At 70.7% G+C, this 22,299-nt stretch carries 28 protein-coding genes; 14 read left to right on the forward strand and 14 right to left on the reverse strand.

Translation table 11 applies throughout. From position 1 onward, the window contains the following. Positions 1-121: 121 nt before the first annotated feature. The 5 genes from ABD269_RS16565 to ABD269_RS16585 all read left to right on the forward strand — a co-directional run bounded on the left by ABD269_RS16565 (position 122) and on the right by ABD269_RS16585 (position 3,849). Positions 122-673: a heme-binding beta-barrel domain-containing protein gene (locus ABD269_RS16565; protein ID WP_344118551.1), complete on the forward strand. Its 552-nt coding sequence runs from the start codon at positions 122-124 to the stop codon at positions 671-673. A 153-nt stretch (positions 674-826) separates the two neighbouring features. After that, positions 827-1,489: a double zinc ribbon domain-containing protein gene (locus ABD269_RS16570; protein ID WP_344118552.1), complete on the forward strand. Its 663-nt coding sequence runs from the start codon at positions 827-829 to the stop codon at positions 1,487-1,489. A gap of 155 nt (positions 1,490-1,644) precedes the next feature. Then, positions 1,645-2,052: a hypothetical protein gene (locus tag ABD269_RS16575; protein ID WP_344118553.1), complete on the forward strand. Its 408-nt coding sequence runs from the start codon at positions 1,645-1,647 to the stop codon at positions 2,050-2,052. A gap of 98 nt (positions 2,053-2,150) precedes the next feature. Further along, complete coding sequence (locus ABD269_RS16580; protein WP_344118554.1) at positions 2,151-3,308, forward strand: serine hydrolase domain-containing protein; 1,158 nt, start codon at positions 2,151-2,153, stop codon at positions 3,306-3,308. A gap of 202 nt (positions 3,309-3,510) precedes the next feature. Further along, positions 3,511-3,849, forward strand: coding sequence for a hypothetical protein (locus ABD269_RS16585; protein WP_344118555.1), 339 nt, complete (start codon positions 3,511-3,513; stop codon positions 3,847-3,849). Positions 3,850-3,888: 39 nt separating this feature from the next. Here ABD269_RS16585 and ABD269_RS16590 read toward each other — a convergent pair whose 3' ends face one another. Further along, the gene (locus ABD269_RS16590) at positions 3,889-5,073 is read right to left on the reverse strand and encodes an FAD-dependent oxidoreductase (protein WP_344118556.1); all 1,185 of its coding nucleotides are present in this window, start codon (positions 5,071-5,073) and stop codon (positions 3,889-3,891) included. A gap of 150 nt (positions 5,074-5,223) precedes the next feature. Between ABD269_RS16590 and ABD269_RS16595 the strand changes: the two genes are divergently transcribed. Continuing rightward, positions 5,224-5,808 carry a TetR/AcrR family transcriptional regulator gene (locus ABD269_RS16595; RefSeq protein ID WP_344118557.1) on the forward strand — a complete coding sequence of 195 codons (585 nt, stop codon included), beginning with the start codon at positions 5,224-5,226 and terminating at the stop codon, positions 5,806-5,808. On the opposite strand, the gene ABD269_RS16600 is transcribed toward ABD269_RS16595, so the two are convergent. The 5 genes from ABD269_RS16600 to ABD269_RS16620 form a co-directional block, all read right to left on the reverse strand. Next, positions 5,809-6,177: a hypothetical protein gene (locus tag ABD269_RS16600; RefSeq protein WP_344118558.1), complete on the reverse strand. Its 369-nt coding sequence runs from the start codon at positions 6,175-6,177 to the stop codon at positions 5,809-5,811. A gap of 41 nt (positions 6,178-6,218) precedes the next feature. After that, positions 6,219-6,674, reverse strand: a complete 456-nt coding sequence (locus tag ABD269_RS16605) for an SRPBCC family protein (protein ID WP_344118559.1) — start codon at positions 6,672-6,674, stop codon at positions 6,219-6,221. Between the two features lie 151 nt (positions 6,675-6,825). Then, entirely contained in the window at positions 6,826-7,422 is a 597-nt protein-coding gene (locus ABD269_RS16610; protein WP_344118560.1) for a cysteine hydrolase family protein, read from the reverse strand. Then, positions 7,419-8,849, reverse strand: a complete 1,431-nt coding sequence (locus ABD269_RS16615; RefSeq protein WP_344118561.1) for an MFS transporter — start codon at positions 8,847-8,849, stop codon at positions 7,419-7,421. The genes ABD269_RS16610 and ABD269_RS16615 overlap by 4 nt, the downstream gene beginning before the upstream one ends. Further along, a complete protein-coding gene (locus ABD269_RS16620) occupies positions 8,846-9,316 on the reverse strand; it encodes a MarR family winged helix-turn-helix transcriptional regulator (RefSeq protein ID WP_344118562.1) in 471 nt (156 codons plus the stop codon). Before ABD269_RS16620 ends, ABD269_RS16615 begins: the two co-directional genes overlap by 4 nt. Before the next feature lie 97 nt (positions 9,317-9,413). On the opposite strand from ABD269_RS16620, the gene ABD269_RS16625 reads away from it, so the two are divergent. Then, on the forward strand, positions 9,414-9,944 hold the full coding sequence (locus ABD269_RS16625) for a GNAT family N-acetyltransferase (RefSeq protein WP_344118563.1): 531 nt from the start codon (positions 9,414-9,416) through the stop codon (positions 9,942-9,944). Positions 9,945-9,978: 34 nt separating this feature from the next. On the opposite strand, the gene ABD269_RS16630 is transcribed toward ABD269_RS16625, so the two are convergent. Further along, on the reverse strand, positions 9,979-10,899 hold the full coding sequence (locus tag ABD269_RS16630) for an NADP-dependent oxidoreductase (protein ID WP_344118564.1): 921 nt from the start codon (positions 10,897-10,899) through the stop codon (positions 9,979-9,981). 145 nt (positions 10,900-11,044) lie between these two features. On the opposite strand from ABD269_RS16630, the gene ABD269_RS16635 reads away from it, so the two are divergent. Then, positions 11,045-12,370, forward strand: coding sequence for a tetratricopeptide repeat protein (locus tag ABD269_RS16635; protein WP_344118565.1), 1,326 nt, complete (start codon positions 11,045-11,047; stop codon positions 12,368-12,370). A 30-nt stretch (positions 12,371-12,400) separates the two neighbouring features. On the opposite strand, the gene ABD269_RS16640 is transcribed toward ABD269_RS16635, so the two are convergent. From ABD269_RS16640 to ABD269_RS16650, 3 genes are all read right to left on the reverse strand, one after another. After that, the gene (locus ABD269_RS16640) at positions 12,401-12,979 is read right to left on the reverse strand and encodes an HAD family acid phosphatase (RefSeq protein ID WP_344118567.1); all 579 of its coding nucleotides are present in this window, start codon (positions 12,977-12,979) and stop codon (positions 12,401-12,403) included. Between the two features lie 170 nt (positions 12,980-13,149). Continuing rightward, positions 13,150-14,148 (reverse strand): phospholipase D-like domain-containing protein, encoded by a 999-nt coding sequence (locus tag ABD269_RS16645; RefSeq protein ID WP_344118568.1) that lies wholly within the window; start codon positions 14,146-14,148, stop codon positions 13,150-13,152. Between the two features lie 237 nt (positions 14,149-14,385). Next, the gene (locus ABD269_RS16650) at positions 14,386-14,994 is read right to left on the reverse strand and encodes a TetR/AcrR family transcriptional regulator (RefSeq protein WP_344118569.1); all 609 of its coding nucleotides are present in this window, start codon (positions 14,992-14,994) and stop codon (positions 14,386-14,388) included. Positions 14,995-15,049: 55 nt separating this feature from the next. Between ABD269_RS16650 and ABD269_RS16655 the strand changes: the two genes are divergently transcribed. The 3 genes from ABD269_RS16655 (at position 15,050) to budC (ending at position 17,027) form a co-directional block, all read left to right on the forward strand. Further along, entirely contained in the window at positions 15,050-15,469 is a 420-nt protein-coding gene (locus ABD269_RS16655; RefSeq protein ID WP_344118570.1) for a VOC family protein, read from the forward strand. A gap of 173 nt (positions 15,470-15,642) precedes the next feature. Next, positions 15,643-16,395, forward strand: coding sequence for an SDR family NAD(P)-dependent oxidoreductase (locus ABD269_RS16660; protein ID WP_344118571.1), 753 nt, complete (start codon positions 15,643-15,645; stop codon positions 16,393-16,395). Between the two features lie 14 nt (positions 16,396-16,409). Further along, complete coding sequence (gene budC / locus ABD269_RS16665; RefSeq protein ID WP_344118572.1) at positions 16,410-17,027, forward strand: meso-2,3-butanediol dehydrogenase; 618 nt, start codon at positions 16,410-16,412, stop codon at positions 17,025-17,027. Positions 17,028-17,082: 55 nt separating this feature from the next. On the opposite strand, the gene ABD269_RS16670 is transcribed toward budC, so the two are convergent. Further along, positions 17,083-17,946 (reverse strand): SDR family NAD(P)-dependent oxidoreductase, encoded by an 864-nt coding sequence (locus ABD269_RS16670; RefSeq protein WP_344118573.1) that lies wholly within the window; start codon positions 17,944-17,946, stop codon positions 17,083-17,085. Positions 17,947-18,004: 58 nt separating this feature from the next. Between ABD269_RS16670 and ABD269_RS16675 the strand changes: the two genes are divergently transcribed. Next, positions 18,005-18,715, forward strand: coding sequence for a TetR/AcrR family transcriptional regulator (locus ABD269_RS16675; protein ID WP_344118574.1), 711 nt, complete (start codon positions 18,005-18,007; stop codon positions 18,713-18,715). Between the two features lie 12 nt (positions 18,716-18,727). Here the strand turns inward: ABD269_RS16675 and ABD269_RS16680 are convergent, their stop codons facing one another. Then, positions 18,728-19,300 (reverse strand): isochorismatase family protein, encoded by a 573-nt coding sequence (locus tag ABD269_RS16680; RefSeq protein WP_344118575.1) that lies wholly within the window; start codon positions 19,298-19,300, stop codon positions 18,728-18,730. Between ABD269_RS16680 and ABD269_RS16685 the strand changes: the two genes are divergently transcribed. Both ABD269_RS16685 and ABD269_RS16690 read left to right on the forward strand, forming a co-directional pair. Then, on the forward strand, positions 19,286-19,573 hold the full coding sequence (locus tag ABD269_RS16685; protein ID WP_344118576.1) for a MarR family winged helix-turn-helix transcriptional regulator: 288 nt from the start codon (positions 19,286-19,288) through the stop codon (positions 19,571-19,573). The two genes, ABD269_RS16680 and ABD269_RS16685, sit on opposite strands and share 15 nt — an antisense overlap. Positions 19,574-19,743: 170 nt before the next feature. Further along, positions 19,744-20,775 carry a zinc-dependent alcohol dehydrogenase family protein gene (locus ABD269_RS16690; protein ID WP_344118577.1) on the forward strand — a complete coding sequence of 344 codons (1,032 nt, stop codon included), beginning with the start codon at positions 19,744-19,746 and terminating at the stop codon, positions 20,773-20,775. Positions 20,776-20,810: 35 nt separating this feature from the next. Here ABD269_RS16690 and ABD269_RS16695 read toward each other — a convergent pair whose 3' ends face one another. Continuing rightward, positions 20,811-21,677, reverse strand: a complete 867-nt coding sequence (locus ABD269_RS16695; RefSeq protein WP_344118578.1) for a universal stress protein — start codon at positions 21,675-21,677, stop codon at positions 20,811-20,813. 145 nt (positions 21,678-21,822) lie between these two features. After that, positions 21,823-22,245, reverse strand: a complete 423-nt coding sequence (locus ABD269_RS16700; protein ID WP_344118579.1) for a hypothetical protein — start codon at positions 22,243-22,245, stop codon at positions 21,823-21,825. Positions 22,246-22,299 lie beyond the last annotated feature (54 nt).

Here is a 22,299-nt window from a genome sequence, read left to right on the forward strand (position 1 = left end):
CGGGGCCGACTCGGCGCACTCCGTGACCGAGGTGGCCGATAATGTGCGGTCAGGGTGGGTAGACCCTGAGGGCTACGAGCCACCGAGATCAATCCGCGAGTCGACCCAGGAGCCGCGCATCATGTCCGACCCCGGACAGAAGTACCCGTACCCCGACGCCCTCCGACCGGACGCGGCGCCCGCGCCGCACCCGCTGCTCGCGCCACTGATCGGGTTTCTGGGCACCTGGACCGGCCGGGGGAGCGGCGGGTACCCGACGCTCGCCGAGGAGTTCACGTACGCGCAGGAAGTGACCTTCAGCCACGACGGGCGCCCCTTCCTCCACTACGAGGCGCGCGCCTGGCTGGTCGACGCGGACGGCAGCCCGCTGCGGCCGTCGGCCCGGGAGAGCGGCTGGTGGCGGCTCCAGCCCGAGGGCCGCGTGGAGGCATTGATCACCCAGCCCACCGGCATCGCGGAGATCGCGGTCGGCCGTGCCGCCGACGGCACGGCCGACCTCACCACCCACGAGGTGGCCCTCGCCCCCACCGCCAAGGAGGTCGACGCCACCCGCCGCCGCTACACGCTGACCGACGAGGACACGCTCGACTTCGTCCACGACCTCGCGGCGGTCGGTCAGCCGCTGCAGCATCACCTCTCGGCACGGCTTCGACGCGAGGGCCGGGCGTCCTGATCGGCATGACTTCGCTCTGAGGTACGGGTGTTACCCCGCAGGAAGGATCAAGTCGGCGTATCCGTACCGGATTTCGGCTGACCAGAACCGTCCGCACGCCACCGTGCGTCGTCTGGCTGGAGAGTGGTGGTCCGAGCCTGGAGGAGCGAGACGGTGAGCACGGAGATCTACTTCGCCAGCAACTACCGCGATCTGTGCGAGCAGTACGGCACCGCGGCCGGTTTCCAGTTCGAGTTCTCCTGCTGGCGCTGCCACGACACGTGGCGCTCGCCCTTCGAGCCGTACCACGGCGGGCGGCTGGCGAGCTGGCTCAGCCGGGCCATCGGCATGGCGTCGGGCGTGCTCGGCCAGGTGGGCAGCGGGGTGTCCACCGCCGCCGACGGGCTGGCCGGCTCCGGGTGGGGCAGCGCGCGCGACGCCTCCTTCCAGCGGGCCATCGGCAAGGCCACGTCCCATTTCAACCGCTGTGGGCGCTGCAGCGTGTATGTGTGCCGCCGCTGCTGGAACCCGGAGCAGGGCCTCTGTCACACCTGTGCGCCCGACACCGCGGGCGAGATGATGGCGGCGCAGCAGCGCGGCCTCAACGACATGGTGGCCCAGCACGCTTACGACCAGGGTCAGAAGCAGGGCCAGGGCTTCGACGCGCACACTCCCCGGCAACTGGTCTGCCCGCAGTGCCGTACGGAGGCGCAGGGCGGACGCTTCTGCCCGGGCTGCGGCTTCCTGCTGGCCCAGCAGACCGCGTGCAAGGGGTGCCAGGCCCCGCTGCCGGAGGGCGTGGCGTTCTGCCCGGGCTGCGGGCAGCGGTCTCACTGAGCTGCGAGCTCGAAACGGTCTCTGCGGTCTTCGCCGACGTTCAAGGACGACCCGGGGGCCAGTGGTGAGAATCGGGAGCCAGGACTGTTTTCAGTAGAACAGGGCAGATTTCCTCCAAGGGTGTGAACTGAACGGTATTGGCCTCAGGGGGAGTTATGTCGAACAACCAGGGGAACGCGGCAAATGGTGAAGTTGTCCGCAGCGGGAGCCCGGACTCCGCGGTCGACCGCGTGGCCGACTTCTACGGGGCCTACATCGACGCCGTCTCCGACGGCACCGACGACCTCTCGGATGAGCTTCGCGCCCACTACCTCACGGAAGACTTCCGGCAGCGGCTGGCCGCCTGGGAGGAGGCCAACCACGCCGACGGCGTCCTGCGCGCCCAGGACGTGCCCACCGGCTGGGAAGTCCGCTACCACGATTCCGGTGCCGGACACCTGTTCACCACGGTCACCCTCACCTGGGGCACCGGCCCGGACGCAGGGCATACCCAACTGGCGGTGCAGAGCGACCTGAGCACCAAGCTCATCTCCGACATCGAGGACGCCCCGTCCGGGTCCTGAGGCGCAAGCCCTGCTGTGCTCCGCGGCCGGAGCCGGATACCTTGCCGTCGAACACGCGCCGTGCGGCGACGAGAACCTCGGCAAGGGAGAACGCGCGCATGAAGCGACTCGGCAACTCGATACTGGCCGCCGTGCTGATCGGCACGGCCGTGGTCTCGGGCAACCCGCCCCCCAGCGCGGCATCGACCGCGCGAAGTCCCGTCGGGCAGGCCCTGGACAAGCTGACCCACGACGACCGCCTGCCCGGCGCCGTGGCCAGGGTGACCGAGAGCTCCGGGCGGACGTCGACGTACGTCAGCGGGGTCGCCGACACGGAGACCCGGAGCCCGATGCCGCGCGACGGCCACCTCCGGATGGCCAGCAACGTCAAGTCGATGGTCGCCACCGTGGTCCTCCAGCTGGTGGGCGAGGACAAGCTGTCGCTGGACGCCCCGTTGGCGGAGCACCTTCCGGGCGTGGTGCCACCGAGTGCCGGAGACGCGAACAAGATCACGGTCCGGCAGCTCCTGCAGCACACCAGCGGACTCCACGAGTACTCCGACGGACTGCCGGACCATCAGAACTTCGCACCGTTCGCGCATTACACCCGGGACGATCTGCTCCGTCTCGCCTTCGCCAAGGGCCCCGACTTCCCGCCCGGCACCCGGTGGAAGTACTCCAACACCGGCTACATCCTGCTGGGCATGGCGATCGAGAGAGCCACCGGCCACCCCTGGCGGAGCGAGGTCACCACGCGGATCTTCCGCCATGCCGGGATGCGCGACAGCTACTTCCCCGAGGAGTACGAATACGGCCTCCGGGGCTCCTACGCCCACGGCTATCTCCAACTCCCCACGGCAGGAACCGCGGTGACGGAGGCGGACGTGACCCGCTTGGACCCCTCGCGCGGTGATGCCAACGGCGACGGCATCTCCACGCCCGGCGACCTCACCCGCTTCTACACCGCACTGCTCGGTGGCCGGCTGCTCCGGCCGGACCTGCTCGCCGAGATGCAGAAGGCCGTCCCCACGCCGCCGTCCCCCGGATCCCCGGAACTCGCCTACGGTCTTGGACTGGGCCGCTACACCCTGCCCTGCGGCGGCTACGCGTGGGGCAACGGCGGCACCACCCAGGGCTTCCAGACCGTCTCCGGTCTCACCACCGACGGCGGCCGCGTCCGGCAGGCCACGACCATCGAGGTCAACTCCACCTTCGGACCCCGTCCCGCGGAGGCCGCCCACTTTTTCGCCGCCTTGTTCGCCGGTCTCTGTCCATGACCTCCCTCGGCGGCCGGGTCTCCTTCGAACCGGCGCGTGGTGACCCGCGGCAGCCGGTACACGCTTCCTGGAGGCGAATGCCGCATGCATGGGAGGTGAATGCGCCGTGTACGGATTCGGTGGTGCCGGGGATGATGGGTGCGAGGATCCGGTTGTTGCCACCGCCCGGTGACCGAGTGCCGGTCCTCATGGGGATGGGGATATGAGTGAGGTGTCCGCGGAGCCGTTGGCCGTGCCCTCGGTCGACGGTTCGGTGAACGGTACGGTCACGCTGAACGGCGGCTCGCCACGGCTCGTGGTGCGGGTCGAACCGTATGCGGGGATGTCCGAGGGGGATGAGGTGCAACTGCGCTGGGACACCGGCATCATGCGCACCTCGCGGATCGAGAGCCGGGTGATCAGCGCCGCCGCGGTCGGCACGAGCACGCTCTTCGCCATACCGCAGTCCCCGCCCTGCGCGGCGCGGGTCAGCTATCTCATCGGCCGCGCCTCCGGTGAGTGGAGCGTCTCGCGGCCCCTGACCGTCATGGTGCGGGCCTGACACGGCCGTTGGCCTGCCGGTGCCGCGGATTGGTGCCGGTCACCGGTTGCGGTACGCGGCAGCTCCCCGCTTGTACTGCTCGCCGGCCTCGGCGAAGTCGGGGATGCTCGCGGGGTCACGGTCGCCCGGTCCGAAGTTGCGCGCCAGGGCTGCCGCACCGTCGCCGGCCTCGGCCGCACGGGGCAGCATGGTCCGTTCGTAGGCGGTGACGGCCTCGTCGAGGGTGTCGTGGCGGGCGATGGCGAGGGCGAGTTCGCAGCCGTCGAGCATGGCGAAGTTGGCACCGTTGCCGCCGAAGGGGGACATCAGGTGGGCGGCGTCCCCGAGCAGGGTGACGCCCGGGGTGTGGGGCCAGGTGTGTGGGGCGGGGATGACGAACAGGGGCCGGTTGACGTACGGGCCGTCGTTGTCGGTGATCAGGGTGAGGAGTTGCTCGTCCCATCCTGCGAATGCCCGGAGCAGGGTGGCACGTACGGCTGTGGTGTCGTCGAGGTCGATCCCGGCGGCGCGGTACCAGTCCACGTCGTCGGTGATGGCGATGTAGGCGCGCACGTGCTGGTCGCTGTTGCGCTGCGCGATCAGGCCCTTGTGGTCGCCGGTGGCGAAGACGTGCCCGTCGCCGACGAGTTCGGCGACGGCGGGATGGGCGGTGTCGACGTTGTCGAAGTGGGCCTCGACGAAGGTCACACCGGTGTAGACGGGCATGGCGTCACTGACCAGGGGCCGCACACGGGACCAGGCGCCGTCTGCACCGATGACGAGGTCGACATCGGCGGTGATGCCGGTGTCGAAGGTGAGGCGGTGGGTGCCGTCCGGGTTCGCGGCGGCGGAGGTGAGAGTGCGGCCCCACTGAATGGTGCCGGGGGTGAGGGAGTCGGCCAGCAGAGTGCGCAGCTGGCCGCGGTCCACCTCGGGCGCGGCGTCCTCGTGTGTGCCGGGCCGGTAGTCGACGAGAACCTCGCCGTGGCGGGTCAGGATGCGCTTGGCCTGCCCCTCGGGCCGGGCCAGGGCGTGGAAGTCGTCGAGGAGTCCGGCCTCCTGCAGGGCGATCTGCCCCGAGTCCGCGTGCAGGTCCAGGGTGCCGCCCTGGTTGCGGGCGTCGGCGGAGGCGTCCCGGTCGTAGACGGTGACATCGATGCCATGGCGCTGTAGGACGCGGGCGCAGGTCAGGCCGCCGGGGCCTGCGCCGATGACGGCGATGCGGGGTGCGGGGGAGGTGCTCATGGATTGATTCCCTTTCAGGTTCCGGGAGAGGTGAAAGCCGGGGCGGGCTGTGGCTGCCACCGGTTCGACGTCTCCAGAAGAGCACACTCACTAAAAAAGTGCAATGGATGAACTTTTGAATCGAGTGAACCAAAGGGTAGGGTGGATTCCATGAACGAGACGATGGGGCGCCGGGAACGCAAGAAGGCGGCCACCCGCCGGGCACTGGCCGACGCGGCCCTGAAGCTGTTCCTCGAACGGGGCTACGACCAGGTCGGCATCAAGGACGTCGCGGATGCCGCGGATGTGTCCACCACGACGTTGTTCAAGCACTTCTCCGGCAAGGAGGCGCTGGTCTTCGACGAGGACGCCGACCAGGAGGCCGCCCTCGTCGCCGCGGTGCGCGAGCGCCCGGCCGGTCAGTCGATCCCGGCCGCCCTGCGTGAACACGTCCTGCGCGTGAAGGTCGACGTTGCCACCGACCCCGGGTTCGCGCGGTTCGCCCGGCTCGTGGACGGCACCCCGGCGCTGCGGGAGTACGCCCACCGCATGTGGGTGCGTCACCAGGCGGCCCTGGCGCAGGCCATCGCCGAGGACATCGGCGCTCCCGAGGGCGATGCCGCCTGCGAGGCCCTCGCCCGTTTCGCCCTGGACGCGGTCGGCCTGGCCCGGGGGCAGGTCGACCCCCGTCAGGCCGTCGCGCGCGCCTTCGACCTCCTCGAGCACGGCTGGCACGCGGTCACGGCCTCCGGGTGATCAGTCGGCGTGGGGCGGATGCTCGGCGTCGGGCTCGTAACCGTGTGCCGGCTGCCGCTCCCCGTGGCGGCCGTTGGCGAGGTAGGTGTGGGCCAGGGCGCCGTCGGAGCTGGACACGACCGCGTCACTGCCGCCGGGCAGCGCGGCGTACGCCCCGGGCCGGTGGTCCCGGGCGGGGCCGATTCCGCCGGCCGCGATCGAGAGCCGTCCGTCCAGCACGAGAACCCGGTCGTCCGCGCGCCCCGCAAGGGCGAGTTCGCCGCCCGCGGCGAGCCGTAGCAGCGAGAACGAGTCGTCCTGGGCGGAGTTCAGCAGCTCTTTCGTCCAGAGCCCCGGAACCCGCTCGCCGTCACCGCGAGTCGCGGTCACCCACCGGGCAGGGCCGAAGGCCGATGTGTGGCTGGGCATCATCAACACACCCCTGACGAGCCGTCCGTCGGCGCCTCGGCGTAGGCGGCCAGGCCGTCGGCCATCCGCTGCATGAAACGCGTCAGGTACCACCGCCAGAACGGCCCCGAAAGACGCAGCTTCGGCTCGAAGGCCGCCGACCAGGTGATGGCGGTGCCGCCCTGCGGGGCCTGGGCCAGTTCGACTGTGCCTCGATAGGAGCGGAACGGACCGCTCACGTTCTCGTATTCGAACCGCCGGTCGGTGACGAGCTCGACGATGCGTTCCCGGGAGATCGCCCGGCCGGTACGGAACACCCGCATGTCGCCGACCTGCTGGGGACCTTCGGGGTCGCCGCCCTCGAACTCGACGGAGTCGATCGCCGACCACACCGGCCACGTGGTCGCATGGACGAGCACCGCGAAGACGGCGTCGGGGTTCGCCGACGAATGCGAGGTCACGACATAGGAGCAGGACATCCCACCACGCTAGGACGGTGCGGTCGGCGGCGTACGGCGCCGGATCGAAGTGTCGAACACCCCACAACCCTAGGCCTGTTGCGCGGTCACGTGACAGTAGGGACCGCGCCGCCGACTCCCGGTAGTGGCGATCGCGCAGCGAGCTGCCTGATCAGGCGGACGGCAGCAGCTCGCGCAGCCCGGTGGTGTCGATGACGTGGGCCCGGGACGGGAACACCTTGTCGAGCAGCACTCGGTGGGTCTCGGGGTCGGCGTCGGCGACGCCGTCGGACAGGACGTAGACGCGGTAGTCGAGGTCGGCGGCCTCGATGAGCGTGGACAGGACGACGCCGCTGGTGCTGATCCCGGCGAGCACCAGGGTGTCGATGCCGCGGTCGGTCAGCTGCCGGTGGAGGTCGGTGGTGGAGGCCGAGCCGTAGCGGGTCTTGCGGACGACGATGTCGCCGTGCTCGGGCGCGATCCGCTCGTCGATCCGGGCGGCGACGTTCTCGTGGTGGAGCATCTTGCGCGCGGCGACCGCGGTGAAGGTCTTGTTGTTCTCCGGGACCGCTGCCCAGTCGTCCTCGGTGAAGGCGACGCGGACGTAGCCGATGGTGCCGCCGGCGGCTCGGACATCGGTGATGGCGCCCTTGACCCGCTCTACGAGCGCGTCGGCGTCGGGGGCGAGGGGGACGATCCCGTTCTGGAAGTCCATGGCCAGCAGGGCGGTTCGCTCAGGGGTGATCGTGGGGAGGGCGGGGGTGCTCACGCGGGATTCTCCTTGGTCGGGGCGTTCTTCATCAGCCGGCGGTCGAGGACGGTCAGCAGGAGGACCGCGAGGCCCGCCACGACCAGCACGATGCCCAGGGTGTGCAGACCGTGGTCGCTCGCGCCGTCGCGGAAGACGAGGCTGCCGATCACGGCGGAGGTGATGGTTCCGAGGTATCCGAAGGTCCGGAACAGCCCGGAGGCGGTGCCGATCTGCTCGGGCGGTGCCGCGAGGTAGAGGGCGGTCTGGTTGCCGACCGTGGTGGAGGCGGACGTGACGCCGAAGACCAGGGAGACCAGCACGATCGCGATCGCCGGGCTGTGCGAGGTGAGCAGCATGATGCCGGCCGAGCCGAGCAGCATGGCCACCGCCGACGCGATCAGCGGTCCGCGCACCAGGTTGCGGCTGGCGAGCGGGCGCGAGAGCAGCGCGGAGACGGCACCCATCGGAAGCAGCAGGAGTCCCGCCCCCACCGTGGATATCCCGTGCGCGGCCTCCATCCACTGGGTCATGCCGTACATCACGGAGTAGACGCCGAGAAGGGTGAGGGCCTGGCGCAGGTAGGTGCGGGCGAGGGCGCCATTGGCGGCGAGGCCGCGGAAGTCGAAGAACGGCGCGGTCTTCCGCAGTTCCCACACGACCGTGGGCACGGCGGCCAGGACGAAGACGGCGAGTGCGATCCACTCGACGTGGGGGAGGCTCATCAGGAAGATGACCAGCGCGCTCATCGACACGGCGAAGCCGAGGATGCCGGGCAGATCGATCCGGTCGGCGACCTTGCGGAATCCCATGTGCTCGCGGTCGAGCACGGCGTCCTTGGGCAGCCAGCGCATGGCCATCGCCATGGCGATCGCGGTGACCGGGATGTTGATCAGGAAGGCCCAGCGCCAGCCTGCGGCGCCCACCAGAAGGCCGCCGATCGGCGGGCCGACGGCGGCGGTGGCCATGCCCGCGATCGCGATGCCGCCGAGCACCCCGCCCGGCGGGGCGTCCAGGCCGGACTCCTCGGCGCGGCGCCGGATCAGCACCATCGCGCAGGGGAACGCGGCCGAGGTGCCGATGCCGACCAGGACCCGGGCGACGGTCAGCGTCGCCAGGTTCTGGCCGAGGCCGCCGACCAGACCGCCGAGCAGGACAAGCACGATGCCGGACAGGAAGATCCGGCGCGGGCCGAGCACCTCCGCGAGCTTCCCCGCCGTGGGCTGCGCGACGGCGCTGGCCAGGTACAGCGAGGAGACCAGCACGGCGGTGCTGCCCACCGGGACGTGCAGCTCGGTGGCGATGGGCACCAGGGCGGTCGCGATGATGGAGCTGTTGACCGGATTGAGGCTGGAGCCCACGTAGAGCGGGGCCGTGAACGTCCACGCGAAGGGCTCGCGCGCGGGACCGCGCGCCGCGGTGTCGGCCCGGGCGGGCGCGGTCCTCATATGCCGCCGTCGCTCAGGTCGGCCGCGGCGAGACGCTCCAGCAGCTCTACTGCCTTCTCCAGGTCATGGCGCTCGTCCGGCGCGAGAACCTGGTCGATGGCCCGCGCCAGGAAGGAGGCGCGACCCGCGAGCAGCCTCTCGACCAGCTCGGTCGCGGACCGGTCGGCGCTGACCAGCTTCTTCCGGCCGTCCTGCGGGTCGGGCTCGCTGTGCACCAGCCCGGCGGCCTTGAGCACCGCCAGGCTCTGTGCGATGGACTGCGCGCTGACGTGCTCCAGCGCGGCGAGCCGGGCCGCGGTGACGGGGCCCTCCCGCACCACGCTCGCCAGTACACCGAGCTGCGTGGCGGTCAATCCGGTCGCATGCTGCCCCGATTCCGAGCGCAGACGTGCGCGCAGCCGCTTGATCGCGTCGTTGAGGCCCTGCGCGGTCGCGACGGACTGCTGCGGGCCGGGGTTCGTCTTCATGTCCCCACCGTAAAACTCCGCAAGTAACTTTGCCAAGTTACTTGCGGAGTTTCTTGCGGGCGAGAGCCCGGATCCTGACTTATGTCAGGATTCGTCTATGGATCATGTCGACATCATTCCCATGCAGCTGTCCCACCTGGACGGCGTGCTGAACCTCGGCTACCGCGCGTACGACGTCGACGCGATGCCGTACACCTCGTGGTCGCTGTCCACGGTCGCCGTGCACTGGGACGCGCAGCCGGAAGCGTGCTGGGTCGCCGTGGACGACGAGGGGCTGCTCGGCTTCGTGCTCGGCTCGCTCTCCTACGACGAGCGCGAGGACTGGGGCTATCTCGAATGGATCGCGCTGGACGAGCGGGCGCGGGGCAAGGGCGTCGCGAGCGTGCTCGTCCAGCGGTGCTGTGACGCTCTCTTCGCGGCGGGTGCCTCCCGGATCATCACCGATGTGGAATCGAGCAACCAGGCGTCGGCGGCGATGATGCGCCGCAACGGGTTCGCCGAGGGCGTCACCGTCACCCTGTTCGTGCGGCCCGATCCCGACAAGTCCGCTCCGGCCGCCACCCACCCCCCGCGCGACCCGGCCCGCGCCCGGCTGCGCCGCGCCGCCCGCGCCACCAGCACACGCTGACCCCACGCCGGGCGTCCCAAGGCGTCGGCGGTCCTCAGGGCTTCAGCACGATCTTGCCCCGGGTGTGCTGCCGCTCCAGTTCGCGGTAGGCGTCGCGGACGTCGTCCAGCGGGTAGACCTTGGCGATCGGGATGTCCAGCCGACCCTGGTCGGCCAGTGCGGCGAGCTCCCCGAGCACCTGGGCGCTGGCGGCCACGGCACTGCCCTCCGCTTTGGTCCCGTGCTTCTCCGCACCGGCGAAGTCGATGATCGTGTCGATGCGGTCGGGCCGCACCCCGAGCTCGAGGGCGAGCTCGATGTATCCGTCGCCGAAGGTGTCGACGAAGGCGTCGACCCGGCCGTCGGAGGCGGCACGGATCCGGTCGGCGACGCCGTCGCCGTACCTGACCGGGATCGTGCCATGGGCGGTCAGCCACGCGTGGTTCGGCTCGCTCGCCAGGCCGATCACCATCGCTCCGGCCTGCCGCGCGAGCTGCACGGCCAGCGATCCGACGCCGCCCGCGGCCCCGGAGACGACGACGGTGTCGCCCGGCGCGAGGGCGACGGCCCGTACCGCCGCGTACGCCGTCGTCCCGGCCACGAACAGGGCGCCCGCCTGCTCCCACGGGACGCCCGCCGGGCGGTGGATCAGCTCGGTGGCCTCGGCGAGGACGTACTCGGCGTGGCTGGCGCGGCGATTGGTGAAGCCGATCACCTCGTCTCCCGGTGCGAAGCCGTCGACGCCCGCACCGGTCTCCTCGACGGTTCCTGCGAAGTCGCTGCCCTGGCCGGAGGGGAAGGTGGCAGGCCACCGGTCGTGCAGGAGCCCTTCGCGGATCTTGGTCTCCCCCGGGTTGATCCCGGCGGTCACCACCTTGACCAGCACCTGCCCGTGTCCGGGCGAGGGACGTTCGATGTCGACGACCTTCAGCACGTCGATGCCGCCGTACTCGGTGAATCGCACTGCCTTGGGCATGGTGCTCCCCTTTCGACGCTTCCGACGAAGACAGGAACAGGCCCGGAGTGCCGAGGATTCCCTCGGCGGGCGCTGGGCAGAGATCCTTCCCGTACGAGGCGACCCGCAGGAGGACACAGTGGTCACGGACCGGCACGCTCACGCGATGACGTACACCGACGCCGATGCCGTGCGGCACTACGAGAAGGCCCTGGACAGCCTGCTCTTCTTCCGCGGAGAGGTGAGCGCGGAGGCCGGGGCGGTGCTCGACGCCTCGCCCCGGTCCGCCATGGGGAACGTCTTCCACGCCTACCTCGGCCTGCTGGGCACGGAAGAGACGGACGCCGCCGGGGCGGCCACCGCGTTCGAGGCGTACCGTCGCGACGTGCCTGTGGCCGACCTGACCCCGCGGGAGCGCATGCACGTCGAGGCGGCCTCCTCCTGGCTGGACGGCGACATGCACCGGGCCGGCCGCGTCCTCGCCGAGCTCGTCGTGGCACACCCCAAGGACGCCCTGGCCCTCGCGGTGGGCCATCAGATCGACTTCTTCACCGGCGACGCCACGCTGCTGCGCGACCGCATCGGCGGCGCGCTGTCCGCCTGGGACCAGGACGATCCGCACTATGGCCTGCTCCAGGGCATGTACGCGTTCGGCCTGGAGGAGGCAGGCCACTACACCCAGGCCGAGCACGTGGGGCTTCAGGCCGTGGAACGCAATGCGCGCGACGTCTGGGGCATCCACGCCGTCGTGCACGCCTACGAAATGCAAGGACGGCACGAGGACGGCATCCGGTACCTCGACGCCCGGGCGGACGACTGGTCGACCGGCAACTACCTCAACGTGCACAACTGGTGGCACTACGCCCTGTACGTCCTGGAGACGGGCCGCACGGAGAAGGTCCTGGCCGTCTACGACGCCGCCGTGCACCACGACGATTCGGGCGGGGCGGCGATGGAACTCCTGGATGCCGCATCGTTGTTGTGGCGGCTGTACCTCGTCGGCGCCGACACCGGCAACCGTTGGCCCGTACTGGCCGAGGCCTGGGACCGCCGCCACGACGGCGCCTACTACGCCTTCAACGACATCCACGCCGTCATGGCCTATGTCGGGGCCGAACGCATCGCCGACGCCGAACGGCTCATCCGCGACCGGGAGGCATGGCTGCGGGACGCCGGTCCGGGGCTCTCCAACGTCCCGATGACCGCCGAGATCGGGCTGCCGGTAAGCCGGGCCCTCGTGGCGTACGGGCAGCGGCGTTACGCCGACGCGGTCGACCTGCTGCTGCCCCTGCGGCGCCGCCTCCATACCTTCGGCGGCAGCCACGCCCAACGCGACGCCCTGCAGAAGACCCTGGTCGAGGCGGCCCTGCACGCCCGGCGCCACGACCTTGCCCGCACACTGCTGAGCGAGCGCATCAGCCTGCGCCCCCGCTGCCCCTACGACCAGAAGGCCTGGGCACGGCTCGTGCAACGGACGTCCGCCTTCGCGTAGCGAACGCCCACGCCCGAGGGTCGGTCGACTTCAGGACAACTGGCCGCCGTAGTCGGGCAGCTTGAAGCCCTTCTCGTAGAAGCCGCCCTCGAAGTCCGTGGAGCGGTTGCCGATGTTGGCGGTGATCGTGTAGCCGTCGTCGGAGAGCTCCTCCCGGCAGCGGGCCTTGCCCTCGTCCTTGCTCTCGCCGTGCTCGCGCGTGCAGACGGTGTCCACCGGGTAGCCGGCGTCCTCCAGCTGCTGCCGGGCGGAGGACGAGGAGGTGCGGGCGGTGACGAACAGCACGGCCACGTTGTGCTCGTTCGCCCACTGGGCGACCTTGAGCACCGGCTTGTTCGCCTGCCCCGGGTGGTAGTACGTCTCCAGCGCGGTGTTGTCGATGTCCAGCACGATGGCCGGCTTGTCCACGCCCTGGCCGATGCGGTCCTGCAGCCACGGGATCGCGGGGGCCACCGCCTTCTGCACATCGGCCTGCCATGTCTGGTAGCCGGGCACGGCGGCCCGGCCCGAAGCGGCCTGCGCCGTGGTGGCGGCGCCCAGCGACGCGGCCGGCAACGCGACCGCCGCCAGCGCGACGAGAGCGGCGATACGGGACTTCTTGACGGACATCAGCCCTGTCCTTCCGGTGAACGATGCATCGGTCACAAAGATCAACATTGCGGATGGACGTACGGGCGAATCGCAGATGTCTCATGCGTGAACAGCGTTGGCCTCGTCGCCGACCCTTGCCAGGCTCCACGGTCTCTCCGGTGAGTCACTCACGACTCACCGGACACGCCTCAGTACGGCGTCCCGTCCGTGAAGTCCTTCGTGAACGTGGTCTCGATGCCGTTCAGCACGTCCGGGCTGTTGACGATCAGGCCCAGCTCGCGGTTGTTGTTGAGCGAGTTGTCGGAGAAGTTCTCCGAACCCGCGAAGACCTTCGCCGTCGGCGTGCCGTAGTCGGCGACGATCGCCTTGGCGTGGATGTAGAGGCCCTCGGTCGAGGAGAAGGTGACGACCTTGCCGCCGGCCTCCTTGACCTGGTCGAAGTAGCTGCCGTAGCTGTCGGGGTTCATGCCGACGACCCTGACGGTCACGCCGCGGTTCTCCGCCGCCACCACCGCGTCCACCAGGGTGCTGTCGCCGAACTCCAGCTGCTGCAGGTCCAGGGAGTGCTGGGCGCCGTTGATCAGTTCCAGCAGGTGCGACTCCGAGTCCGTGGGCGACCAGACCAGGTCGTCGCCGTCGTCCGGGGTGACCGAGGTCTTGGCGAAGTCAGCGTCGAAGACCTTCTCTATGGCGGCGACGTCGGCCGCGTCCGTGTCGAAGACGCCGTAGTCGCGGCTGGTCGCGTAGTACGTCGAGTCCAGGTTCCCCGTCAGGATCAGCGACTTGGCGCCGTCCACGGTGATGGTCTTCTGGTGGGTGAAGACGTAGTCGGAGGAGGAGTACACCACGTCCACACCGGCGGACTTGAGGGTGCGGTAGGCCGAGCCGTTCACCGCTGTGCGCTTGGCGTCGAGGACGACGCGGACCTTCACGCCCGCCTTTTTGCGGCTCACCAGAGTGCTGACGACCTTGGTGTCGCGCAGCTCGTACATCGTGACGTCCACCGACTTGGCGGCCGAGCCGATGAAGTCGTAGACGGCGGTGCGGCCTTGGTCGGGGAAGACCAGCAGGGAGTACGTGGCGGGGGCGGCCTGGGCGGCGCCGGGGGCGGCCAGGACGGATATCGAGGACAGCAGCAGGGCGCCTGCCGAGAGGGCGGCCTGACGGACAGCGGGGGGTAGGGGCATGCCGGACTCCGGTCGTGTACATGGGCAGTGGGGGGCTTGCGGGGCGCCCGGGGGCGCACAGGCCCATGATGCGACCGCCGGAGTTTACGCGGGTAGATATCGGAGGTTAATTCTTGGCATTGCCATGACAATGATTCCCTCTGGAATCCCTCAACTCCCCGGTGGCGCAGTGGACTCCCCGACTGCGAGCAGCCGGTGTGTCACGTCCGGCCGGGCAGCGAGTTCGCCGCGGGCAGGTCAGGCATCCTGCTGACGCGTGATCGCCCGGGCCGTGCGTGCCGCCCTCTCCTCCGTGTCCGCGAGGGCTCCGCTTCCCACTCCGAACAGGCCCTGGCGAAGGAATACCGCGAGGCCGTGCGCGGCACCGGCGACGCGGAGCAGCAGGTCGAACGCGTCGTCCGCGTCCGGGGTCAGCCGGCGGGCGACCGGCAGCAGGAGGCCTGCCACCTCGTCGCCGGCCGAAGCCAGCTCGGCGAACCTGGATTTGTCGAGGCCCGCGTTGAAGGTGATGTCGAACAGGGCCGGTTCCTCGGCGGCGAAACGGACGTAGGCGGACGCGAAGGAGGCCAGCTGCTCCGCGGGGTCCTCGCTGCCGCCCACGGCTGCGGCGAAGCGGTCCCGCTGCTCGCGGTAGCCCCTCGTGGCGAGCTCGGCCAGCAGGGTCTCGCGGTCGGCGAAGTGCTTGTAGGGCGCCGCGACGCTGACTCCCGCCCGGCGGCTCGCCTCGGCCAGGGTGAAGCCGTGCGGGCCGCGTTCCGCGACCAGTTCGAGGGCCGCGCGCAGCAGGGCGTTGCGCAGGTCCCCGTGGTGCCGGCCGGTGGGTCGCCGCTTGACGGGAGAGCTCATGGCGCTAAGGTTAACATCGCTTACCAGGTAAGAGGCATTAACCATGGGGGTTGCCATGATCGCCGCTCGTTTCCACCACGTCAGCCTTTCGGTCGCCGACCTCACCGCCCAGGAGGCCTGGTACGGCAGCGCTTTCGGGCTCACTCACGTGGACGAGCGCCTGGAGATGCCCGATGCGGGCGTCCGCACCGTCGTCCTGAGCGATGCTGGCGGCCTGCGTGTGGAGTTCGTCGAGCGGACCGGTTCGAGCCCCGCCGCGCACACCGACCCCTTCGCCGCTACCGCCGTGCAGACCTTCACCCACCTCGCCCTCCAGGTCCCGGACCTCGACGCCGCGTTCGCCCGTCTGACCGGTGAATGCGACGCCGCCCCGGTGTCGCCTCCCGCCCCGGGCGTGACCGAGGGCATGCGGTACGCCTATGTCGCCGACCCGGAAGGCAACCTCCTCGAACTGATCGAGGCGGCACGTGAGTGACCCGGCCGCCCCCTTGCTCATGGCGGCGGCGGGAATCGCCGATGGCGAGAACGGAATCCCGCGGTGGCGTGGGTGCTTGTCCTGCACGTCGGCTCGCGGTCGAGTTGACGGGGCGCCGGACACGGCACTGCCGCACGCCCGGGGCCCCTACTTTCGATGCGGAGGACAACCTGATGGGTTCTCATGACCTGGCCGGACGCGTGGCCCTGGTGACGGGGGCGACCAGCGGGATCGGCGCCGCGACCGCGGCGCTGCTGGCCGAGCGGGGAGCGCACGTACTGGTCGCCGGGCGGGACGGCTCCCGTGGCGAGTCCGTGGTCGCCGCCATCCGCGACCGCGGCGGCAAGGCCGACTTCGTCGGCGCCGATCTGCGGGAGGCGCAGTCGGTGCGGCAACTGGCGCGGCGGGCCGTGGAACTGGGCGGAGGCCGGGTGGACATCCTGGTGAACAACGCGGGCATCTACCCGTTCGGGCCCACCGAGACAGCGACGGAGAGCGAGGTCGACACCGTCTACGCGCTGAATGTGAAGGCGCCGTTCCACCTGGTGGCGGCACTCGCCCCGGCGATGGCCGAGCGGGGCGCCGGTGCGATCGTCAACGTGAGCACCATGGTGGCCGAGTACGGGGCCGCGGGCATGGCCCTGTACGGATCGAGCAAAGCGGCCGTGGAACTGCTGACCAAAGCATGGGCGGCGGAGTACGGCCCGCGCGGGGTGCGGGTCAACGCCGTCCGCCCCGGGCCGGTGCGCACGGAGGGCACGGCAGGCATGGGCGAGGACCTCGGCGCCCTGGCCGCCCAGGCCCCGGCCGGACGGCCGGCTGAGCCTGAGGAGATCGCCGAGGCGATCGCTTACTTGGCCGGCGATGCGGCGAGCTTCGTCCATGGGGCCGTGCTGCCTGTGGACGGCGGGCGCACGGCCGTCTGAGACCGGCCCGGGGCATGGGACAAGCCGCGTCGGCCCGTCGACTTCGCCGACGGGCCGACCGGTCCGCGATCACCGCACTGATCGCGGGTGTGGCGGAGGAATACGGCCGATTGGACGTGCTGGTCAACAACGCGGGCATCGGCGTGCCCGGGACCGTCGAGAACACCGACACCCCCACCTGGCGCCACGTCTTCGCGGCCGATGTCGAGGGGGTCTTCTTCGCCTCCAGGGCCGCGCTGCCCCACCTGCGTCGCGTCGGGGGCTGCATCGTCAACGTCGGCTCGGTGTCCGGGCTCGGCGCGGACTGGGGCCTGGCCGCCTACAACGCCGCCAAGGGGGCACTGGTCAACCTCACCAACGCCATGGCACTCGACCACGGCCACGAGGGCGTGCGCGTCAACGCCGTCCACCCGAGCCTCACCCGCACCCCGGTGGCGGCGCCCATCTTCGAGAACGCGGACATACTCGCCGCGTTCCGTCAGCGGATCCCGATGCAGCGCCCCGCCGAACCGGCCGAGGTCGCCGATGTCATCGCTTTCCTGGCCAGCTCCGAGGCCCGCTTCGTCAACGGTGCCCACATTCCCGTCGACGGCGGGCTCAGTGCATCCAATGGTCAACCGCGCATGTTCTGACGGCCCGCACATGGAAGTCGCCCCCGGCCCCGGAGGGGGCCGGTCGATCGTCGGCCTACTCGGCGTCCGCCGGGAGCTCGACGGGGTACTCCTCGCCGAAGTCGGCGGAGACGGAGACGGCCTGCCAGGTTCCGGCCTCGGCGGTCTGCTGCCGCGAGTGGTCGAGCGCCATCTGCGCCGCGTTCGCGCCCAGGAGCAGGTGGGCGGGGAGGTGGTCGCGCTTGACCACGCGTACCAGGATCCCCGCGGCGCGGTCCGGGTCGCCGGCCGACCGGCTGGCGCGGACCAGGTCGGTGAAGGCGCCGACCGTCGGCTGGTACTCCGCCGGGACCTCCTGGATGTCCATGGAGGCGCCCGCCCAGTCGGTGGCGAAGCCGCTGGGCTCGACGACCAGGTAACGGATGCCGAACGGCGCGGTCTCGGTGGCGAGCACGCGGGTGAGGCCGTCGATCGCGAACTTGGCCGCCTGGTAGGAGCCCAGGCCGGCACTGCCGCCCACCCGGCCGCCGATGGAGGAGAACTGGACGACGATGCCGCCGCCCTGCGCCTTCAGCAGGGGCAGGGCCGCCTTGGAGACGTTGTACACGCCCCAGAAATTCGTCTCGAACTGGCGGCGGAAGTCGTCCTCCGGAGCCGTCTCGACCGGGGCGACGTTCGCGTAGCCGGCGTTGTTGACGACCACGTCGACGCGGCCGAAGCGGTCACGGGCGGCGTCGAGCGCGGCAGCGGCTGCGGCGGAGTCGGTCACGTCGAGTGCGACCGGGAGGACCTTGTCGCCGAATCGCTCGACCAGGTCGGCGAGCTGTTCCGGCCTGCGGGCGGTGGCGACGACCTGGTCGCCCGCCTCCAGGGCGGCGACCGCGAGGGAGCGGCCGAAGCCGCGGGAGGAACCGGTGATGAACCACGTCTGGATTTCCATACAGATAGCGAAACACGGTTGCGTTAATAGCGCAACCCTGTTGCGTTAACATGTCCGTATGGTCAGCCGCAGTGAGTCCACCAGAGCCCGGAGCCCCGAGGCCAAGCGCGCCCGCGAGGCCGCGATCCTCGCCGCGGCGGCCCGTCTGGCCACGGTGAACGGCATCCGGTCGGTGACCTTGACCGACATCGCCGCGGAGGTCGGCATGCACAAGTCGGCGATGCTCCGCTATTTCGAGACCCGGGAAGAGATATTCCTGCGCCTGGCCGCCGCCGGGTGGACGGAGTGGTCGCAGGCGGTGCGCGAGCAGCTCGCCGACGCGGTGCCCGGCACGGACGACGAGGACTCCGCGGAGGCCGTGGACCGGGAGCCTCGCCTGCATGCGGTCGCCGGCCTGCTGGCCGAGTCGCTGGTGGCGCGGCCCCTGTTCTGCGACCTGCTCGCCCACACGCCGATGAACCTGGAGCGCAACGTCTCGCTGGAGAGCGTCCGCTCCTTCAAACTGACCGCCATCGCCGAGTTCACGGCCGTGAGCGAGGCGCTGCGCCGGGTGGCCCCGCTGAGCCCGGCGCAGGCCGGCAACGTCGTCGCCACGGGCACGTCGATGGCCGGAGCACTGTGGCAGATGGCCGCCCCGGGCACCGAACTGCGCCGCCTCTACGAATCGGACCCGGACCTCGCCCACGCCGTCGTCGACGTCGCCCCCCGGCTGACCGACATCCTCAGCGCACTGCTCCGGGGCTACAGCGCCGGCGGCGAAACCGGGTAGTTCGCGCGGGTCTTAGGACTGGTAGGCCGCGGAGATCTGGCCGACCAGGACGGCGAACGGCATGTCGAGGGCCGCATAGAGGGCGCCGGACTCGGGGGCGGCGTTGTCGGCCAGGGCCTCGACCATGAGCGTGGCGTAGTCGCTGACGATGACGCCCGCCTGCTGCATGCGCAGCAGTCCGGCCTCCCGCTTGGCCTGGCTGAAGGTGCCGGAGGCGTCCACGGCGACGTACGCGTCGTACCCGGCGGCCGTCGCGGAGATCGCGGGCAGTGCCGCGCACACCTCGAGGGACACCCCGGCGAAGATCAGTTTCTGTCGGCCGGTGGCTTCGATGGCCTCGCAGACCCGGTCGTCGTGCCAGGCATTGACCGTGCTGCGGTCGATGATCTTCTGTCCGGCAGGCAGCGCCTCGACCAGCTCGGGGGTGGTCGGCCCCCACATGCTGTCGGCCGCGGTGGTGGTGGCGACCAGCGGGATGCCCAGCACGGCCGCCGCCCGTGCCAGCGCCACCACGTTGTGTTTCAGCTCGCCGACCGGGATGTCCCGGACGCCGGACAGAAGGCCCACCTGGTGGTCGACCAGCACCACGGCCTCATCGACGACCTCGAACGCCTGGGCTACGTCGAGCGCAAACCCGACCCCGCGGACCGCCGCGCCAAACTGATCTGCCCCACCGAACGCGGGCTGCTCCAGATGGAGGCCGCCGCCTCCATCATGCGCACGATCGAGGAACGCCACGCGAAGGCACTGGGCGAGCAGGAGTACGCCGCCTTCAAGACGGCTCTCCACCGCGTGGCCGATCTCCAACGCAAGGCCGGTACGACAGCCAAGGCGCCGGAGCGCGGCCAGGGCAACTGAGCGGCCGGCGAGCCCGGTTGAGCTGTGGCCCATCGCCGAACGTGCCTGCTCCCGGCCGGTCACGGCGACCGGATCTCTGGCAGGGAACGCTGCGGCGGCGCATCATGAAGCGAGTGCCCCGGGGGCGAGGAGGGTCCGGCGGCGGCCGGTCCGGCAGAAGGAGCTCGAAGATGCCGAGCGGAACGGATGACGGCCCGACCACCACGGCATGGGTGGTCGACCACACCGCACCGGCCGCGGAGCATCCGCTGCGCCGCGTGGAACGCTCCCTCGACCCGCTGGGGCCGACCGGCCTGCTCGTCGAGGTGCGCGCGTGCGGGGTGTGCCGCACGGATCTGCACCTCGCCGAGGGGGACCTGGCGCCCCGCACTCCGCGATGCACCCCCGGTCATGAAGTCGTCGGCCGGGTGCTGTCCACGGGGCCCGAGGCCGAAGGCTTCAGCGAGGGCGACCGGGTCGGTGCCGCCTGGCTGGCGGGCACCTGCGGCACCTGCCGCTACTGCCGGGCGGGACGGGAGAACCTCTGTCCGAACTCGCGCTACACCGGCTGGGACATCCACGGTGGCTACGCACAACACGCGGTGATCGACGCACGCTACGCCTATCATCTGCCGGAAGGCCCGCCGGACGAGGAACTGGCACCGCTGCTGTGCGCCGGGATCATCGGCTACCGGGCCCTGGGACGTGCCGCGCTGCCACCCGGAGGCCGGCTCGGCATCTACGGCTTCGGCGCCTCCGCCCACCTGACCGCCCAGCTCGCGATCGGCCGCGGCGCCACCGTTCACGTCATGACCCGCTCCGAGGAGGCGCGCCGCCTGGCCCTCGACCTCGGAGCCGCCTCCGCGACCGGGGCGTACGATGCGCCGCCCGAGCCCCTCGACGCGGCGATCCTCTTCGCGCCGGTCGGCGACCTTGTCCCCACCGCCCTCGCCGCGCTCGACCGCGGCGGCACGCTCTCCGTGGCAGGCATCCACCTCTCGGACATTCCGGTCCTGAACTATCAGCGGCACCTCTTCCAGGAACGCACCCTGCGCAGTGTCACCGCCAACACCCGCGCCGACGGCCGCGCTTACCTCGCCGAGGCGGCCCACCGTCCGCCTGTTGTCCACGTCCAGCGCTATCCGATGAGCCGTGCCGACGACGCGCTCGCTGACTTGGCAGCGGACCGTGTCACGGGGGCGGCGGTGCTCCTGCCGGGCTGAACGCGGAGCCGGCCGGGACACCGCGGGCCCGGAGCTCACTCGTGAGCCACGACCGCGACCGGGCAGGGAGCGTGGTGGAGGGCGGCCTGCAGGACAGGCCCGATGGGTGGAGCCAGGGCGGAGCGCTTCTGCCGGCGGCCGGTGACGAGCAGCGCGGCACCGGCGGCTTCCTGTACGAGCACCTGGGCGGGGCTGTCCAGGCGCACGGTCTCCGTGACGTCCACTGCCGGGAACTTCGCGCGCCATGGGCGCAGTGCGTCGCCCAGTGCCTTCCGGGCGTCGGCGGCCAGTTCCTCCGCCATGTCGGGATCGATACCCCAGGGAGCGAATGCCCCTGCGGGCAGGCTCCTCCCGTGGACGGCGCGCACGGACACACCCCGCCGTGCGGCGGCGTCGAAGGCGAACTCGAAGACCCGGTCGCACGGGTCGTGCAGCCCCAGACCCAGGACCACGTCGCCCTGGACCGGGGGAGTCTCCCCGGCGTCCTCCCCGGCACGAACGAGAACCACCGGGGTGGTGGTTCGTGCCACCACGTGCAGGCCGACGTCCCCGAGAAAATAGGCCGCGATCGGCGACATGCCCCGGGAGCCGAGCACGAGCATCCGGGACTCCGCCGCGGCGGTCAGCAGCGCGGTACCGGGCTCCTCCGCCACAAGGTCTTCCACGACAGGAAGATCGGGAAAGTACTTGTGGATCTCCTGCTGTGCGTCATCGACGATCTTCTTCGCCCAGTAGTTCCGGTCGCCTTCCGCCGTGCCTTCCTTCGCCGCCGGGGAGAGCAGGATCCACGCGTGCAGCATCCGCAGCGTACGGTGGCGCAGCTGGGCCTCGCGTGCCGCCCACAGAGCGGCGGACCGGCTCTCCGGGGAACCGTCGAGCCCTACGGTGATGACTGGGTTCATGACAAGCACCTCCGCCGCTCAGGGGCCCGCGGACCCCTGTTCCAGGTCGTACGGCCCGTACAGGTCGAGGACGCACCACTTCCCATCATGCGGCGGTCGATGGCAGCCCGCTCAGGGGCCGAACCGGCCCCTCAACACAAGTCGCTCACATGCCCATCATGTGGTGATCCATAGCTGTTTCCGGCATGATGAGGGCATTTCCATTACAGCTGCTGCCGATGGTGCAGTCGTAGTGCTCGCAGCCCGGCCCCTCCAGCGTGCCGCTGGACGCATGGCTGCCCGCCGGGCCGCCCGTCGCGGTGAAGGTGACGGGGGCGTCGGCCATCTGGTAGCGGACCACGGCTGTGCTGGACTCCCGGGGGAAGCCGGACACCCCGAGGAAGTGGACCGAGGTGACCCGGAAGGTGTCCGATTCCCGGGGACGGAGGACATGCCCTTCGTCCGGGGCTTCGTCGAACGACCCGGACACCGACTTCGACGTCAGTACCAGAGCATGCGTCGACTGGTTGCTCACGGTGACCTCGTAGTGCTCACGCCCCAGCATGGGCTTGGCGAATTCCTTGTTCATGCCCTCCAGCGTGCGCGCGGGAGCGTGCACGCAGGGTCATCCGACCGTCGGGAT

The sequence above is a fragment of the Streptomyces blastmyceticus genome (assembly GCF_039521185.1).
GTDB lineage: Bacteria > Actinomycetota > Actinomycetes > Streptomycetales > Streptomycetaceae > Streptomyces > Streptomyces blastmyceticus.

Excerpts from the sequence above, each read along its gene's own strand:
- ABD269_RS16565 (WP_344118551.1), top strand. The coding sequence starts at position 122 with ATGTCCGACCCCGGACAGAAGTACCCGTACCCCGACGCCCTCCGACCG.
- ABD269_RS16575 (WP_344118553.1), top strand. The coding sequence starts at position 1,645 with ATGTCGAACAACCAGGGGAACGCGGCAAATGGTGAAGTTGTCCGCAGC.
- ABD269_RS16580 (WP_344118554.1), top strand. The coding sequence starts at position 2,151 with ATGAAGCGACTCGGCAACTCGATACTGGCCGCCGTGCTGATCGGCACG.
- ABD269_RS16585 (WP_344118555.1), top strand. The coding sequence starts at position 3,511 with ATGAGTGAGGTGTCCGCGGAGCCGTTGGCCGTGCCCTCGGTCGACGGT.
- ABD269_RS16590 (WP_344118556.1), bottom strand. The coding sequence starts at position 5,073 with ATGAGCACCTCCCCCGCACCCCGCATCGCCGTCATCGGCGCAGGCCCC.
- ABD269_RS16595 (WP_344118557.1), top strand. The coding sequence starts at position 5,224 with ATGAACGAGACGATGGGGCGCCGGGAACGCAAGAAGGCGGCCACCCGC.
- ABD269_RS16605 (WP_344118559.1), bottom strand. The coding sequence starts at position 6,674 with ATGTCCTGCTCCTATGTCGTGACCTCGCATTCGTCGGCGAACCCCGAC.
- ABD269_RS16615 (WP_344118561.1), bottom strand. The coding sequence starts at position 8,849 with ATGAGGACCGCGCCCGCCCGGGCCGACACCGCGGCGCGCGGTCCCGCG.
- ABD269_RS16620 (WP_344118562.1), bottom strand. The coding sequence starts at position 9,316 with ATGAAGACGAACCCCGGCCCGCAGCAGTCCGTCGCGACCGCGCAGGGC.
- ABD269_RS16625 (WP_344118563.1), top strand. The coding sequence starts at position 9,414 with ATGGATCATGTCGACATCATTCCCATGCAGCTGTCCCACCTGGACGGC.
- ABD269_RS16630 (WP_344118564.1), bottom strand. The coding sequence starts at position 10,899 with ATGCCCAAGGCAGTGCGATTCACCGAGTACGGCGGCATCGACGTGCTG.
- ABD269_RS16635 (WP_344118565.1), top strand. The coding sequence starts at position 11,045 with ATGACGTACACCGACGCCGATGCCGTGCGGCACTACGAGAAGGCCCTG.
- ABD269_RS16640 (WP_344118567.1), bottom strand. The coding sequence starts at position 12,979 with ATGTCCGTCAAGAAGTCCCGTATCGCCGCTCTCGTCGCGCTGGCGGCG.
- ABD269_RS16645 (WP_344118568.1), bottom strand. The coding sequence starts at position 14,148 with ATGCCCCTACCCCCCGCTGTCCGTCAGGCCGCCCTCTCGGCAGGCGCC.
- ABD269_RS16650 (WP_344118569.1), bottom strand. The coding sequence starts at position 14,994 with ATGAGCTCTCCCGTCAAGCGGCGACCCACCGGCCGGCACCACGGGGAC.
- ABD269_RS16655 (WP_344118570.1), top strand. The coding sequence starts at position 15,050 with ATGATCGCCGCTCGTTTCCACCACGTCAGCCTTTCGGTCGCCGACCTC.
- ABD269_RS16660 (WP_344118571.1), top strand. The coding sequence starts at position 15,643 with ATGGGTTCTCATGACCTGGCCGGACGCGTGGCCCTGGTGACGGGGGCG.
- budC (WP_344118572.1), top strand. The coding sequence starts at position 16,410 with ATGGGACAAGCCGCGTCGGCCCGTCGACTTCGCCGACGGGCCGACCGG.
- ABD269_RS16670 (WP_344118573.1), bottom strand. The coding sequence starts at position 17,946 with ATGGAAATCCAGACGTGGTTCATCACCGGTTCCTCCCGCGGCTTCGGC.
- ABD269_RS16675 (WP_344118574.1), top strand. The coding sequence starts at position 18,005 with ATGGTCAGCCGCAGTGAGTCCACCAGAGCCCGGAGCCCCGAGGCCAAG.
- ABD269_RS16690 (WP_344118577.1), top strand. The coding sequence starts at position 19,744 with ATGCCGAGCGGAACGGATGACGGCCCGACCACCACGGCATGGGTGGTC.
- ABD269_RS16695 (WP_344118578.1), bottom strand. The coding sequence starts at position 21,677 with ATGAACCCAGTCATCACCGTAGGGCTCGACGGTTCCCCGGAGAGCCGG.
- ABD269_RS16700 (WP_344118579.1), bottom strand. The coding sequence starts at position 22,245 with ATGAACAAGGAATTCGCCAAGCCCATGCTGGGGCGTGAGCACTACGAG.